Source organism: Terriglobales bacterium (assembly GCA_035691485.1).
Lineage (GTDB): Bacteria > Acidobacteriota > Terriglobia > Terriglobales > Acidobacteriaceae > JAIQGF01.
Genome location: DASSIZ010000126.1, coordinates 1 through 13,946 on the forward strand (window position 1 = coordinate 1; position 13,946 = coordinate 13,946).

Annotated in this window: 14 protein-coding genes; 10 read left to right on the top strand and 4 right to left on the bottom strand. The window is 59.5% G+C overall.

Going from position 1 to position 13,946, the window contains the following annotated elements; all coding sequences use genetic code 11:
* On the bottom strand, positions 1 to 616 hold a 616-nt coding region (locus VFI82_16240; protein HET7186235.1), incomplete at its 3' end, for an alpha/beta hydrolase.
* 112 nt (positions 617 to 728) lie between these two features.
* On the opposite strand from VFI82_16240, the gene VFI82_16245 reads away from it, so the two are divergent.
* Positions 729 to 1,439 (top strand): VOC family protein, encoded by a 711-nt coding sequence (locus VFI82_16245; protein ID HET7186236.1) that lies wholly within the window; start codon positions 729 to 731, stop codon positions 1,437 to 1,439.
* Positions 1,440 to 1,596: 157 nt separating this feature from the next.
* Here the strand turns inward: VFI82_16245 and VFI82_16250 are convergent, their stop codons facing one another.
* Positions 1,597 to 1,779, bottom strand: coding sequence for a hypothetical protein (locus VFI82_16250; protein ID HET7186237.1), 183 nt, complete (start codon positions 1,777 to 1,779; stop codon positions 1,597 to 1,599).
* A gap of 27 nt (positions 1,780 to 1,806) precedes the next feature.
* Here VFI82_16250 and VFI82_16255 point away from each other — a divergent pair, with 27 nt between their 5' ends.
* Positions 1,807 to 2,379, top strand: coding sequence for a hypothetical protein (locus VFI82_16255; protein HET7186238.1), 573 nt, complete (start codon positions 1,807 to 1,809; stop codon positions 2,377 to 2,379).
* A gap of 19 nt (positions 2,380 to 2,398) precedes the next feature.
* On the opposite strand, the gene VFI82_16260 is transcribed toward VFI82_16255, so the two are convergent.
* Positions 2,399 to 3,076: an ankyrin repeat domain-containing protein gene (locus VFI82_16260; protein HET7186239.1), complete on the bottom strand. Its 678-nt coding sequence runs from the start codon at positions 3,074 to 3,076 to the stop codon at positions 2,399 to 2,401.
* Between the two features lie 569 nt (positions 3,077 to 3,645).
* Between VFI82_16260 and VFI82_16265 the strand changes: the two genes are divergently transcribed.
* From VFI82_16265 to VFI82_16300, 8 genes are all read left to right on the top strand, one after another.
* A complete protein-coding gene (locus tag VFI82_16265) occupies positions 3,646 to 4,338 on the top strand; it encodes a CPBP family intramembrane glutamic endopeptidase (protein ID HET7186240.1) in 693 nt (230 codons plus the stop codon).
* Between the two features lie 115 nt (positions 4,339 to 4,453).
* Entirely contained in the window at positions 4,454 to 4,855 is a 402-nt protein-coding gene (locus tag VFI82_16270; protein HET7186241.1) for a VOC family protein, read from the top strand.
* Positions 4,856 to 5,049: 194 nt separating this feature from the next.
* The gene (locus VFI82_16275) at positions 5,050 to 5,481 is read left to right on the top strand and encodes a VOC family protein (GenBank protein ID HET7186242.1); all 432 of its coding nucleotides are present in this window, start codon (positions 5,050 to 5,052) and stop codon (positions 5,479 to 5,481) included.
* A 150-nt stretch (positions 5,482 to 5,631) separates the two neighbouring features.
* Positions 5,632 to 6,237, top strand: a complete 606-nt coding sequence (locus VFI82_16280; protein HET7186243.1) for a response regulator — start codon at positions 5,632 to 5,634, stop codon at positions 6,235 to 6,237.
* A gap of 295 nt (positions 6,238 to 6,532) precedes the next feature.
* Entirely contained in the window at positions 6,533 to 7,735 is a 1,203-nt protein-coding gene (locus tag VFI82_16285) for a multicopper oxidase domain-containing protein (GenBank protein ID HET7186244.1), read from the top strand.
* A 1,181-nt stretch (positions 7,736 to 8,916) separates the two neighbouring features.
* Positions 8,917 to 10,017: an ATP-binding protein gene (locus VFI82_16290; protein HET7186245.1), complete on the top strand. Its 1,101-nt coding sequence runs from the start codon at positions 8,917 to 8,919 to the stop codon at positions 10,015 to 10,017.
* A gap of 26 nt (positions 10,018 to 10,043) precedes the next feature.
* Positions 10,044 to 11,459: a sigma-54 dependent transcriptional regulator gene (locus tag VFI82_16295; protein HET7186246.1), complete on the top strand. Its 1,416-nt coding sequence runs from the start codon at positions 10,044 to 10,046 to the stop codon at positions 11,457 to 11,459.
* Positions 11,460 to 11,548: 89 nt separating this feature from the next.
* Positions 11,549 to 13,165: a glycerol-3-phosphate dehydrogenase/oxidase gene (locus tag VFI82_16300; protein HET7186247.1), complete on the top strand. Its 1,617-nt coding sequence runs from the start codon at positions 11,549 to 11,551 to the stop codon at positions 13,163 to 13,165.
* On the opposite strand, the gene VFI82_16305 is transcribed toward VFI82_16300, so the two are convergent.
* Positions 13,137 to 13,796: a glycerophosphodiester phosphodiesterase gene (locus VFI82_16305; protein ID HET7186248.1), complete on the bottom strand. Its 660-nt coding sequence runs from the start codon at positions 13,794 to 13,796 to the stop codon at positions 13,137 to 13,139. The two genes, VFI82_16300 and VFI82_16305, sit on opposite strands and share 29 nt — an antisense overlap.
* Positions 13,797 to 13,946 lie beyond the last annotated feature (150 nt).

The window sequence follows — 13,946 nt, forward strand, 5'->3', positions numbered from 1 at the left end:
TCTCTTTGTCGGCGGCGTCTACAGGCGGATACAAACGCTTCTCAAAATGCGTGCTGATCGCTGCCGACAGATGCCCGCCGGATGAAAACCCAAGCACGCCAATCTTGTGCAGATCGATGTGCCACTCCGCCGCGTGCAGGCGCACCAGCCCCACCGTCCTCTGCGCATCTTCCAAGGCCATCGGTGATTCCGGATACGGCCCCGATTTCGGATACGGCCCCACATCCGTCACGCGATATTTCAGCAACACACACGTGATTCCCTTCGGCGTTAGCCAATCACAGACCTCGGTGCCTTCAAGATCGATGGCCAACTCCTGATAGCCCCCACCAGGGAAGACGACGACCGCTGCGCCCGTGTTCTTTCCTTTTGGCGAATAGACCGTCATCGTGGGCCGCGACACGCCGCGCACCGCCACCACCGGCCGGCCGGCAACGAGGAATTCCTTCCCCGTCGTCGCAGCGAACTCCGGCCCCGCGACAGGCTGGGGATCGGGCACTCTCCCCGGCCATATCGGGACTTGCGTGTGACCCGGCGATGGTTGCCAGGCCGGCTTCTGCGCGCTCAGACCGGAAAACGCAGACACAACCCAAAGAGCCAAGATCAGAGGCTTCATCACACTCCCCACAGCTTAGTATGTGACGTCGTTCTCAATTGACAACTACTGACACCGTCGCGGATACTGCAATCTGCGCATGTAGGATGCAACGGCACGTCGCCGAAGGGCAATGCCCACCTACGATCTCATCGTGGAGGCCTACATGCCCAATCTAGAGAACCTCAAAAAGCAAGCCAAGCTCATATTGCGGTGGCATCGCGAACGCCACTATCCCGTCGCCGCACAAATCCGCCGGCATTTGCCTCGTTTCCTGAACATGCCCGACTCCGAGATTCTTGCGGCGAGCTTTAAGCTCAGCGATGCGCAAGAAATGGTCGCAAGACAGCAAGGCTTCGATAGTTGGCAAGCCCTGAAGACTGGACTTTCGACCACGTCTCTCAAGGTAAGATCATCGCCATCCAAAGCAACGATTGTCAGTGCAGAGCCGCAACTGTTCGTCACCGATATCGAGAGATCATGCGAATTTTTCCGTGAGAAGTTAGGCTTTACGCTTGTATTCAGTTACGGCAAACCTCCCTACTATGCACAGGTGGGTCGCGACGCGGCGCGTCTCAATCTAAGGTGCGTCGAGCGCCCGGTAATCGAGTCGACGGTCCGCGATCGGGAGGAGCTATTGTCGGTTTCTATGGCCGTCGCTACAGCGGACGAGATCAAGCTGCTGTTTCTTGAGTTTCAGTCCGCTGGTGTTGCTTTTCACCGGACGCTGAAAAAGCAGCCTTGGGGCGCCAAGAATTTCGTCGTCAAGGATCCGGATGGGAATCTGCTGCTGTTTGCTGGACCCGCAAACGAGCGATGTGGAGATGCACAGTCGCTGAGATAACGAGCGTGAAATCGGGTTAGCGCAAGTTACGACCTGAAAAGACTTGACGGCGGACCACCTCATTCCGAAAACCCACGGAAAACTCCAGCCCGATGCCACCAGCAAGGCGAAACAGCAATAGAATATTCCGATGATAGAACGTGTTCGGCCCATTTCGCTAGCTGTACTGCTGGCCTTCGTCGCGCTGCTCCAGCCCGACTCGTTGCCGGCGGAGCCAGTAGCTGTGCGTCACGTCGAGGGCAGCCTCCATGGCTTTCTTGTACTCCGCACGTTGGAGGGCAATATCCTCGCCGACGGCGATCTCAGCCAGGTCACGCGCGCTAATCGAATGACCAGCCATTTGCTATTCCATTTCAAGGATGGCTCTGTGCACGACGAAACTGCCGTCTATTCTCAGCGCCACAGCTTCCGGCTACTGAGTTATCACCTGGTACAGAAGGGCCCAGCTTTCCCGCACCCGACGGAGGTCTCCATCGACGGCGCCACCGACAAGGTCACAGTTCGCTACACCGACGACGATGGCAACGAGAAGGTTTTGAGCGACCGCCTCCACCTGCCGCCGGACGTGGCCAACGGCATGATTCTCACGCTGGTGAAGAACGTTGTCCCGGATGAGCCTCACACGACAGTGTCGATGGTGGCGGCCACACCCAAACCGCGCCTTGTAAAAGTCGTGATCTCGCCCCAAGGCGAGGAGCCGTTTACGACCGGCGGTTGGAAGCGCAAAGCCATCCATTACGTCTTGAAGCCTGAGATCGGGGGTGTGGCCGGGTTAGTGGCGCCGCTGCTGGGAAAGTCGCCGCCAGACATCCACGTCTGGATCCTCGGCGGAGATGCACCAGCCTTCGTAAAGCTGGAAGGCCCGCTCTCCCTGGGCGGCGCGATTTGGCGGATCGAGCTCACCAGTCCCGTCTGGCCGGCCGCAGATTCGAAGAAGTGAAGCCGGTAATCTATTTTGCCTAGTCTGAGCCGCTAATTGGTATGCCAAGCAGATTGGCTTCCATCGAGCGCCTGTCTGGACGGATGGAAAATCGTCCGTAACATAGCTTCCTTAGAATTGAATCAGGGCGTAGATGCCAACTCGCCCACGCCAGTGGCGAGTCACCATTGGCGTCCTTGGCATCAATCTTGGCTCCGCCATCCAATAGGAGCTGGATGGTTTCTTCGCTGGCGAAGGCCGCGGCACGATGCAGGGCCGTTTCCGCTCTGGTACGGCAATCACGCATAAAGGCAGCTGTTTCGACCGAAGCATGGGTAGCGCGATTTGGGTCAGCGCCGCCATCGAGCAGCACTTTGACGACCAAGTGCTGAGATGGGCGAGTCGACGAGACGGCGGCGTGCAGCGGCGTTTCAGCAGTGTCCGGCGCGGCAAAATTCGGGTTCGCACCGTGTTCAATCAGGAATTGACACAGTCGCCAGTGCCCGTGGAATGCCGCAGGGTTCAGGCCGAAACCCTCGCCAAGTGAGCGGAGTGTTTCACCATTCGATAGCAGGAATCTGATCGCGGAAACATCGCCGTAATACGCGCACCATCGAATCAAAGCTGTGCCGTCGCTTGTTGTTGAGGTGGCAGGATGTCCGTTGGCGACGGACTCGAACACAAGGTCAGTGCGTCCATCAGCGATTCGCTCCAACATTTTCGTTCTCCTCCCGAGGGGCCGTAGTGCAAGAATGCGATCCGGCATCCTGTATGTTAAATGGTGATCACTCAAAACAATGTCGGCTCCCAGCGCTCGAGTAGACTTTGGTGATTGCCAAACCGCCTGAGGCTCGGGAAAAAAGAGCCGAACGATGCTGGCTATAGGACTACATTATCGCCCGAGCTTTTGGGTCGGACTGAGTCCAATCCGGTAGATTAGAAGCGAGCCTCAGGTTGGGAATGGCGGAGCTGATAGATCGAAATGGCACAGGAGTGCACGGACTCGTACGCTTCACGATATGCTTGACACCGCCGACATTGTTAGAGACGACTTTTATAACTTGTGATGTTCCGCTCGACTCTACAGGATGGTAATCTGCGAACAGTGAACGCCGCTTTCGTATTGGCCAGTCACGTTCGGCGGACGGTCAGCTCTAACAGGTGATGGTCAACGGCATGCCGCACGGTACAGCCCAGCCACAACCGCAGGGATTTAACTTCGGAACTTCAACTTCTTTCCTTTCCCTCTCCGGATTGCGTATTGGTCCTGCCGCGATTTTCGCAACCGTGGGATTGGTCCTCCCCGTGTTTTTCGCGACCGGCTTCGCACACCGCTTCATAACCATCCATCTCGGCACGCAGCGCAACATGGCCATGCCCTGGTTAGCTCTTTACATCGACCACGCGGCGATGTTTGCCGTCTCATTCGTTCTCGTGGCGTGGCTCAGCAAGGGAAGGCCCTCCACCTACGGAGTTCAACCGCCCAAGGGAAAATCGTACGTTTTGCCCGCCATCGCTTGGGGCGCTTTCTTCGGCATTCTGATGACGGTGGTGGACTACCTGCCCAGCATTCTCGCGCACAAGCCGCCGGAACACCTTTCTTTGACGGCCGGAAGCGTTGCCGGATGGCTCGGGTTCCAATTTGTGTGGGTAGGCTTCGGCGAAGAACTTGCGTTTCGGGGACTGCTGCAAACCTTCCTCATGCTGCATTCTTCCGGGCGCGTGCGCCTGGGAAAATTCGAGATGCACGTCGCGGGAGTCATTCTCGCATCGTTGTTCGCAGTGGCGCACATCTCGAATTTCTGGCAGCGGCCCTTCTGGATCGCGCTCGGCCAACAGTTCTATGCCTTCGCTCTGGGCATCCTGTATGCATACTGGCGCGAAAAGTCGGCGAGTCTGGTGGCGCCGATCGTCGGCCACAACGTGAGCGATGGAGTGGAATACTCTCTGATGTTCTTGATGAAATGGGTATGGCAGTAAGTCGTCAGCAGCTGGGGAACGATGATGAGGGTGAAATCGACTGCAGCGTAAGTGGACGGTTTGCACTGTTCACGGGGCAGAATCGTAAGTTTGCGCGAACCGATGATGGAAACTCATGAGTAAAGCAAAAATTTCCGGCATCGCGCCGTTATTCATCGTCAAGAATGTCCCGGCCGCGCTGTCGTTTTATCGCGACCGTCTCGGGTTCGACATCACCTTTCAAGGGCCCGGCCCTGACGACATCTTCTTCGGCATTGTCCAGCGGGATGCCGCGATGATCATGCTCAAGGACGTTGGTGTAGATCCACTGCCGAACTACAAGCGAGACATCAAGAAAGGCTGGGCCCGCTGGGACGCTTACCTCCACGTTCCCGATCCGGACGCTTTGGCAGCAGAATTCTCGTCGCGCAATGTCGAGTTTTCTCAACCGCTCAAGGACGACAATGATGGTTTACGTGGATTCGAACTTAAGGACGCTGACGGCTACGTTTTGTTTTTCGGGCGTCCTCGTAAGTGACTCCTAATTGAGTAAGCGGGCGGACATAGTTGTGCCAGCCACCAAGGTGGATGGCAACCGCTCGAAGGCCCAGCGGCTGACCCCCGTCTGCTGCTTGCGTCGAAATCGCGCTCCGCGCATCAGAAAAGGATGATTGGCGGCCCAGTTGTGCATCCGGGACAACAGGGGCAGCACGGGCCCGCTTGGAGGCTGCGATGACGACCCGACTTGAACATGCCAACATTTGCGTACGTGACATCGACGTGATGATTCGGTTTTTGGAGACGGCCTTTCCTCAATTCCACGTTCGCGGCGAAGGAACCAGCGCCGACGGCACACGTTGGGTTCATGTTGGTACGGACGAAACCTACATCGCGCTGGGTCAATCGAGAGTCGAACCGCAAAAACGCTGGTCGCCTTATCAGGGCATTCCTGGCGTGAATCATCTCGCCTACGAGATCGATGATGTCGAGGCGCTGCGAACAAGAATGGCGGCAGCCGGGTACCGTGATTCTACGGTTCCCAACCAGCATCCGTTCCGCAAGCGCGTGTATTTCTATGATCCCGAGGGCAATGACTGGGAGTTCGTGCAGTACCTCTCCGATGATCCCGCGAAGCGGAACGATTACAAGCTACCGGACCGCTGATTCGCAGGTCACGGAGTTGCGCCTTGCCGGGTGGAAAATCGTAAGTTACGCCAAGCTGTTATCGCCAATTGACATCGCCTACCTGAAAAGGGAGTAACATCAATTGGCCGAGGCAATGGTATGGATCCCAGCCGAGCTTTTAAGTGCCGAGTGCTGATTGTAGAAGACGACCCGCTGGTGTTGGAAACCTCTGCCGCCATCGTGCGCAGTTTTGGCTTTTCAGTTCGTACGGCGGAAGACGGGTTCGTCGCCCTGCAGATCCTCAGGGAAGTCTTGCCCGACATTATCCTTGCCGACTTGAGGATGCCGGGCATGTCCGGATTTGAACTCCTTTCAATCGTTCGTCGACGTTTTCCTCACATCCCCACGATTGCCATCAGCGGCGAATACCTTGTCGCCAACATGCCTCTTGGTTTGCTGGTCGACCATTTCTTCCAGAAGGGCGGCTATACGCCAGAGCAGCTCTTGGCCAAGATGAAAGAGTTGATTGCGGATTCCCCCATACGGCCACACCTCGGTAAATCCGACAAAGCACCGTTGTGGATTCCCAAGATGGACGCTGATTACATCGTGGTGACGTGCCCGGAGTGCCTGCGTTCGTCATCGATTCCCGACGGTATTGTCAGCGAAGAACTGCAGCAAACGGAATGTGTCGCCTGTGGCGCAACAATTCGTTATCTGGTGGATGCAAGCATTCTCAAAGTGCTGGAACAGAAGAAGAAGATTCTTCCACTAAGGGAACGACCCGGAACCTGAATTCATCCCGCCGCTGTTCTCGGAGCGATTTCTTAACCGCAGCCTTCCAGTCGCTCTCGATCTTGAGCGTATCCGGTTGCACGGCCGCTCTGCGTTTCGTTAGCTTCCCAATCTCATGCGGTTGTGCCCTGTGCACGGGTGATTTCTCCATTGCGTGGTAAGTCATGCTCGGGGCAGAATAGAGCATCTCCTTCCATATTTCGCCGCGCAGATGGCCCGAGCCAACTGTGGGGGAAATAGTCACTGTGGGGAAATAGTCGGGGACCGTCTCCAGAGCAAGAAAGGCAAAAACACGATGAGAAAAGCCATGGCCGCGTGCCTGTTGTCGCTGTTTGCAGGCACTCTGTGTGTCGCCGCACAACATCCTGCAAAACGCGCCCAAGCCGAACCCGCCTCTGCGCCTCACGTTCGTACCTACTACATCGCCGCCGAAGAGGTCCCCTGGGATTACGCGCCCAAGAAAATCGACGTCATGATGAACCAGAAGTTCGACGGCTATAGCAAAGTGTTCACCGAGCACGCGGACAATCGCATTGGCTGCACCTATAAAAAGGCCGTCTTCCACGAGTACACCGACGGTAGCTTCACCACCCTGAAACCGCGCCCGGCGGCGCTGGCACATATGGGAATGCTCGGCCCGGTGATTCGCGCCGAGGTGGGAGACACCATTAAGGTCTTCTTCTACAACAAGGCGTCCTTCGCCTTCAGCATCCATCCCCACGGCGTCGCCTATGACCGTGATTCCGAGGGCTCGATGTACGCCGATGGCATGGAGCACCCTGAAGCCAACGGCCTCGTCCCTCCCGGCAAGAAGCACCTCTACACCTGGCTGGTGCGCGAGGAAGCAGGCCCAGGCGTTGGTGAAGGCAGCTCCAAGGTCTGGCTTTATCACTCCCACAATTTTGAGCCCAAGGACGTCAACGCCGGCCTGATTGGGCCCATCGTCATTACACGCAAAGGCATGGCCCGGGCCGACGGCTCGCCCAAGGACATCGACCACGAGTACTTCGCTCTTTTCATGATCATCGATGAGAACCAGAGCCAGTACATCGATGCCAACATGAAGGCGAATATCCAGGACCCGGAAAAATTCAACCGCCTTAAAGACTTCGCGCCTGTGGATCCCGAGGGCAATCCCGATCTTCCGCTCGGCACGGGCTACGTCGTCTCCAATTTGAAATCCACGATCAATGGCTATCTGTACAGTAATGGCCCGCTCATGACCATGCATCAGGGCGAGCACGTGCGCTGGTACGTTATGACCATGGGCATGGGCTTCAACTTCCACACCCCGCACTGGCACGGCAACGTCGTCAAATACAACGGCCAGTACATGGACGTGCTGCCGGCCATCGGCCCGGCGCAGGCGCTCACCGCCGACATGACCCCCGACCGCGCCGGCACCTGGATGTTTCACTGCCACGTCGACGACCACATGAAGGCCGGCATGCAGACTGTGTACGAGGTTCTGCCCAACACTCAGGTCGCGCACCGGTAGGCGGTGGACGATGCTCAACTGGCGCAACTCGAAGCACGGTTGCGGTTCAGATTGCGAATCAGCGGAGTTCACAAACGATGATCGCCTAATGAGATGGTCCGGGGATTACTTACCCCCACGCGGCCACGGCCGAATTTACGCTCGGCATCGTTCGGGCAGGTGCAAGGGACACGTAAGGGACAAAAAATCCCCCGCAAATCCGCTTGCCCAGAGCACAATTTCGGCCTAACATCGCAGTTAATTGGGGCAAGTCTGTCGGACGGGCGACATGCCGAAGCGAGTTTTTCAGATCGCGTATGACGAAGGGCTGATGGTCACTCGGGAACTTCTGCTGGAGCGACTCGGGTACGAAGTTGTATCTGTTTTCGGAGACGAAGCAGCGAGGCGAATGCTCTCGGGTGAGGGCAGAAGATATGATTTGTTCATCGTTGGACACAATGCTCCACATCTCTCAAGAGTCGACATGGTTCGTTGGCTCAAAGAGAACTTCCCCGGCGTGAGAGTCCTGTCGCTTAATCCTCCTCACATCCGCGTATCCAATGCCGACTATAACGTGCTTCTCAACGGGCCAGAGGAATGGCTGCGGGTTGTAGCCTCAGCAATCGGATAACGGGTTCCTCCAATCGAAATTTCAAGCCAAATTCGACTCGGCTGGGCCGATGAACGCGCCATGATTCGAATAGATCTTCGTGAAGCCATCAATGAAGAGTGCGAAATCGACTTATCACTTGTTACAGAGCCAATCGCGTGGGTGGGGTGACCCGCTCTATTCCCGCCGTTAGCTTTAAATATGTCACCCGCATCAGTGAGCTGCGCCGTTGACTTTCCGCTGCCGAAAGCGGGATAAGCAAACTGAGCCGCAGGGCAGGTTGTAGCCTCCTGTGGCTCGCGTTCTTGGGCATGATTTGTTATCAATATTTTACGTATAAACCACATAGACTCAAAGATTTGGCGGCATTTCCTCGCTAAGTTGTTGAGCTCCAAAGACCAACGCCGTGGGGATGGGTACCTCTGGTCCTACCACTTGCTTGGATGGCCCACACTCGGGCCGTGTCTTGGCTTCGAGCGGAAATCGCGCGCACTTTCGCGGGAACCGCACGCCGTGGGGCGACATCACCGGTCCTCGTGCCGGCCATCACAGCATTCCCGCCCATGCGGAGAGAAGGTTGTGATGAGAGACCATGCCCGAAACCGGCCTAGCCCGCGAGGTCCCCTCCGGCGCCCGCGTGCGCCTGGAGATGCTTGCCATCGCCGCCCTGCTCGCCGTGCTGGTGCTGGGCGCCTTCTATCTCCTGGTACCTCCCGATTGGGTCGATCTGCCGCACCTTTTTCTCTGGGTCGTTCCCTCCATCCTGATTGCTGCCGGGGTGGCGCTGGCCGCCGCCCAGCACCGCCTGGAAAAATTCCGGGAGGCGTGGACGGAGATTGCGCAATTGCGCTCGCTGGTGGAATACCGCGCCCACGAGCGCGATCTCGCGCAGGAGGAGCTGGTCAATCGCATTCACGCCGAGCGCAACCTGGCGCGGGAAAAAATGCAGTTTGATGCCCAGCTCGCGGCCTACGAGAAATATGCCGCGCTGGCGCAGCTGGCGCTGGGCGCCGCCCACGAGATCAACAATCCCCTGCTCGGTATCCTGTCGCACCTGGAGTTGGAATGGAAGGTGGCCACGGATCCGGAAAAGCGCGAGGAGATCGAGCAGTGCATCGCCGGCACCAAGCGCATCTCCACGACCATCCGCGGCCTGATCAACTACGCGCGTCCCGGCCCGCTGCAGCTGACCAAGGTCCACCTCGGCCGCCTCGTCGAGGACACGCTTGCCTTCCTGCGCCATCAGCCCATGTTCCGCCCCATCCGGCTGGAGACGCGCATCGCGCCGGATGTGCCCGCCATTACCGCCGATTCCAACCAGCTCTCGCAGATCCTGATGAACCTGTTGCTGAACGCGGCGGAAGCTATGCCGGAAGAAGGCGGCAGCATCACCATCGAGGCGCACAAGATTAAGTTCACCGACACCGTCGAGATCTCCGTCGCCGATACCGGCAACGGCATTCCCGCCGACATCCTGCCGCACGTGCTGGAGCCCTTCTTCACCACCAAGCGCGGCAAGGGCACCGGCCTCGGGCTCAGCATCACCCAGGCCTATGTCCGCAGTCATGGCGGGGACATCAAGGTAGAAAGCCTTCCCACCCGGGGCACCACCGTCCGCATCGTGCTGCCCATCCGGCAGGAAGGAAACGCCTCCCTGTCGGCGGAAGAGGCTGGAGAGCTGGTGATCGGATGAGTCGCATGCGGAAACGAGGCTGAACCATGGCGTATTCGATCCTGGTAGTCGACGATGAAGCCCTGACGCTGCGCACGATTTCGCGCGCGCTGCGCGACGAAGGTTTCGAGGTCTTTCTTGCCGCCACCGGCGAGGAGGCGCTGGAGATCTTCGCGCGCGAACATCCCAACCTCTGCATGCTCGATGTGGTGCTGCCCGGAATTGACGGCATTGAAGTCCTGCGCCAGATCAAGCGCCAGGGCCCGGCCACCATCGTGGTGATGATGAGCGCCTACCACATGATTGACCGCGCGGTGGAGGCCATGAAACTGGGCGCGCACGACTACCTCAGCAAGCCGTTCCACCTTGCCGACATGGTGAACACCATCCGGCGCGCGCTGGAAATGCTGGCGCTGCGCGTGCGCGTGCGCGACACCGTCGAATCGGCGAAAGGCCGCTACGACTTCGGATGGGTGAAGACCAGCAGCCCGCAAATGCGCGACCTGCTGGCAATCTGCGAGAAAGCGGCGCAATCGGAGCACACCACGATCCTGATCCTGGGCGAAAGCGGCACCGGCAAAGGCGTGCTCGCCAAGGCCCTGCACTACAACAGCCCGCGCGCACACATGCCGTTGTTGGAACTCAATTGCGCCGCCATGCCCGACACGCTGCTGGAGAGCGAGTTGTTCGGCTACGAGCCGGGCGCCTTCACTGACGCGCGCCGCCGCAAGGAAGGCCTGCTGGAACGGGCGCAGGGCGGGACCGTCTTCCTCGACGAAATCGGCAACATGTCCGCCAACGTGCAGGCGAAAGTCTTGCGCGTGCTCGAGGAGGGCACGTTCATGCGCCTGGGCGGCACGCGCCTCATCAAGGTGGACGTGCGCATCATTGCCGCGACGAACAGCGACCTGCGGGAAGCCGTGGCGCGCGGCCAGTTCCGCGAAGACCTCTTTTACCGACTGAATGTCCTGCCCATCACGATCCCGCCGCTGCGCGAGCGAACCGAGGACATCCTGCCGCTGGCGATCGGATTGCTGGAACGCTTCAACAAGGAGATGAAGAAGAACTTCATCGGCTTCACTCCCGCCGCCGCCGACCTGCTGCGGCGCTACCCCTGGCCGGGAAATATTCGCGAGCTGAAGAACGTGATCGAGCGCACCATTATTCTTTCTCCCGAAGGCGACATCGATGCCGGCGACCTGCCGGAAGAAATCCGCGACTATTCTCAGCCGGAGACCGCCCACGAAGCGCCCTCGCACATGGACCTATCGCCCACCGGGCAGCAGTGGGTGACGTTGCGCGAACTCGAGGAGCGCTACATCCACGAGGTGCTGACGCTTACCGGAAACAACAAGGCGCAGGCCGCGCGCATCCTCGGAATCCATCCCACCTCTATTCTCCGGCGCCTGAAAAAAGAGCAGGAGGAAGAGGAAAAAGTTGAGGTCGCGGCGGCGGCGGAATGATTTCTGCCGCGATATGAGTTTCGCAGTCGCGGATGCCGGAACCCAGATCCTCACCTGAAACCTGCGGCACACGCATCTAAACTGCTGGCGTGGGCGACGAACCCCAAAAGCGCCGGTCGCTGGACGGCGCGCAATTCGAGGTCGCCGTGATCGGCGGCGGAATCAACGGCGTGGCCATCGCGCGACTGTGCGCCGCTGCCGGCCGCAGAACCGTCCTGATCGAGCAGAACGACTTCGCCTCCGGCACCACCAGCCGCTCCACCAGGATCATTCACGGCGGACTGCGTTACCTGGAGCACGGCGAGATCGGGCTGGTGCGGGAATCGTTGCGCGAGCGCGAGCGCCTGCTCCGCGCCCAGCCGCACCTGGTTCGGCCGATGCGCTTCCTGCTCGCGCTTCCCAGCGGACGCCGCAATGCCCTGGAAATCCGCTTTGGCCTCTGGCTCTACCGGCTCTTCGCGCGCGTCCGGGTCACGCCGAACGGCGACCGCTCGGTGGCTGATTTGGAACGCCTGCTCGATCGCGGCCGGCAATGGAATGTCTTCCAGTACGACGATGCGCAGTGCGAGTTCCCGGAGCGGCTGGTAGCGGAATGGCTGACCGACGCTGTCGCCAATGGCACCGTTGCCCGGAACTACATGCAGGCACTGCAGGTGGATGTGACGAACGGCCGCGCGCACGGACTTCGGCTTCGCGACCGGCTCGACGGCTGCGAGTTCCGCATCGAGGCCCGGTGGATCATCAACGCAAGCGGGCCGTGGGCCGACAGCGTGGCACGGCGAGCCGGAATCCGCGATCTGCGGATGGTGGGCGGAGTTCGCGGATCTCACCTGGTGCTGCCCAGATTTCCGGGCGCCCCGGAAAGCGCCGTGTACACCGAGGCGCTGGATGGACGCCCCATCTTCGTGATCCCGTGGAACGGCGAATTGCTGGTGGGCACAACCGAGGAAGACGACGCCGGCAATCCCAGCAGCACGCAGCCAAGCCAGAGCGAGATCGAGTACCTGTTGAAGTCGATGCAACGGCTCTTCCCTGCCGTCGCGCCTGGCCGCGAAGACATCCATTACGCCATCGCGGGCGTACGACCGCTGCCCTTCTCGCCCGGCAATCCGCTGGCGGCGATCACGCGCCGGCACGTGCTGCATGACCACCGCGGCGACGGCGCCGAGGGAATGATTTCACTGATTGGCGGAAAGCTCACCACGGCCGCCAGCGTGGCGCGTGAGTGCGCACGGAAGATCGGAATTGAAGTTGCCGAACCGATGTTGGACGAGGTAATCGACATCGGCGAGATCGAGAACGCGCTGGGCAGTTCGGTGGGCGAAGCCGGCGCGCACGGCCGCATTAAGCCGGAGACGGCGAGAGCGCTGGCCGGATGGTTCGGCAGGAGCGCCACCGATATCGCGCATTCAGCGGCGGAGGATGAACGACGGCGCGTGCCGATTTGCGATGGGTCGCCGCACATCGTGGCCGAAGCCATGCACGCGATGAACAACGAATGCGCCATCACGCTGGGCGATGTCCTGCTGCGTCGTGTGCCGCTGGCTTTAGCGGGAGCGTGGTCAGAAGATCATACGCGGCAGGCGGCGCAGCGGATCGGCAGGGCGAGGAATTGGTCGTCGCAGCGAATCGCCTCCGAGGTGGAGGAGTTCGAGGCAGAGCGCGAGCAGTTCCTGATCAAGGTGCGGCAGAAGGCGCCGGCATAGAGAGTACTTGCGCCAGCAGCCTGGTGTCGTCGGAGATGATGCCCTCTACGCCGAGCGCGGCGAGATGACGCATTTCGCGCTCGCGGTTTACCGTCCAGACAAAAACCTGCTTTCCAGCCGTGTGGAGTTCTTCCACGATTCCGGGCACGAGCAGGCCGCGCTCGAGAAAAACGGCAACAATCGGCAACCGCGTCCAAGCAGTGAATTGCCGTCGCGAGTCGCAGATCAGGCCGAGTGGAACAGACTTGTCCTGCGCGTGAAGACGTTCGATCACGACCGGCAGGAACGAGGAGACGAGATAGCCTCGCTCCGGCGGACGATCGCGGAGCATCGCGACCACCTCCGCTTCGAGACCGGTGACCTTCAGTTCGATATCGAGAAAAGCGCGGCTGGAGAATGCTTGCAGTACGTCAGGCAAGCACGGCGGCGGCGGCGCAAGCTGGTCGTAGCGCGATATTTCGATGCTGCGTCCGGCGAACTGCGGATCGTGGCAGATAACGCAGCGGCCATCGGAGGTCAGGCGAACGTCGAACTCAAAGCCATGGCAGCCGTGCACGAGCGCGCATTCGAATGCGGCCATGGTGTTTTCCGGAGCGCAGCGGCGAGCGCCGCGATGGCCGAGCAGGAGCACGGTCAGTCCAGGTCGAAGTCGCGGATGTGCGGCTTGTCGGGAGTTTCCTTGGCGCGCTTGATGGCTTCCTGGAATTTCTTTTCCAGCACGTCGGCGCTGTTCTTCTGCGCCTGTACCGATTGCTGAAACAACGATTCCTTGCGGCTGTCC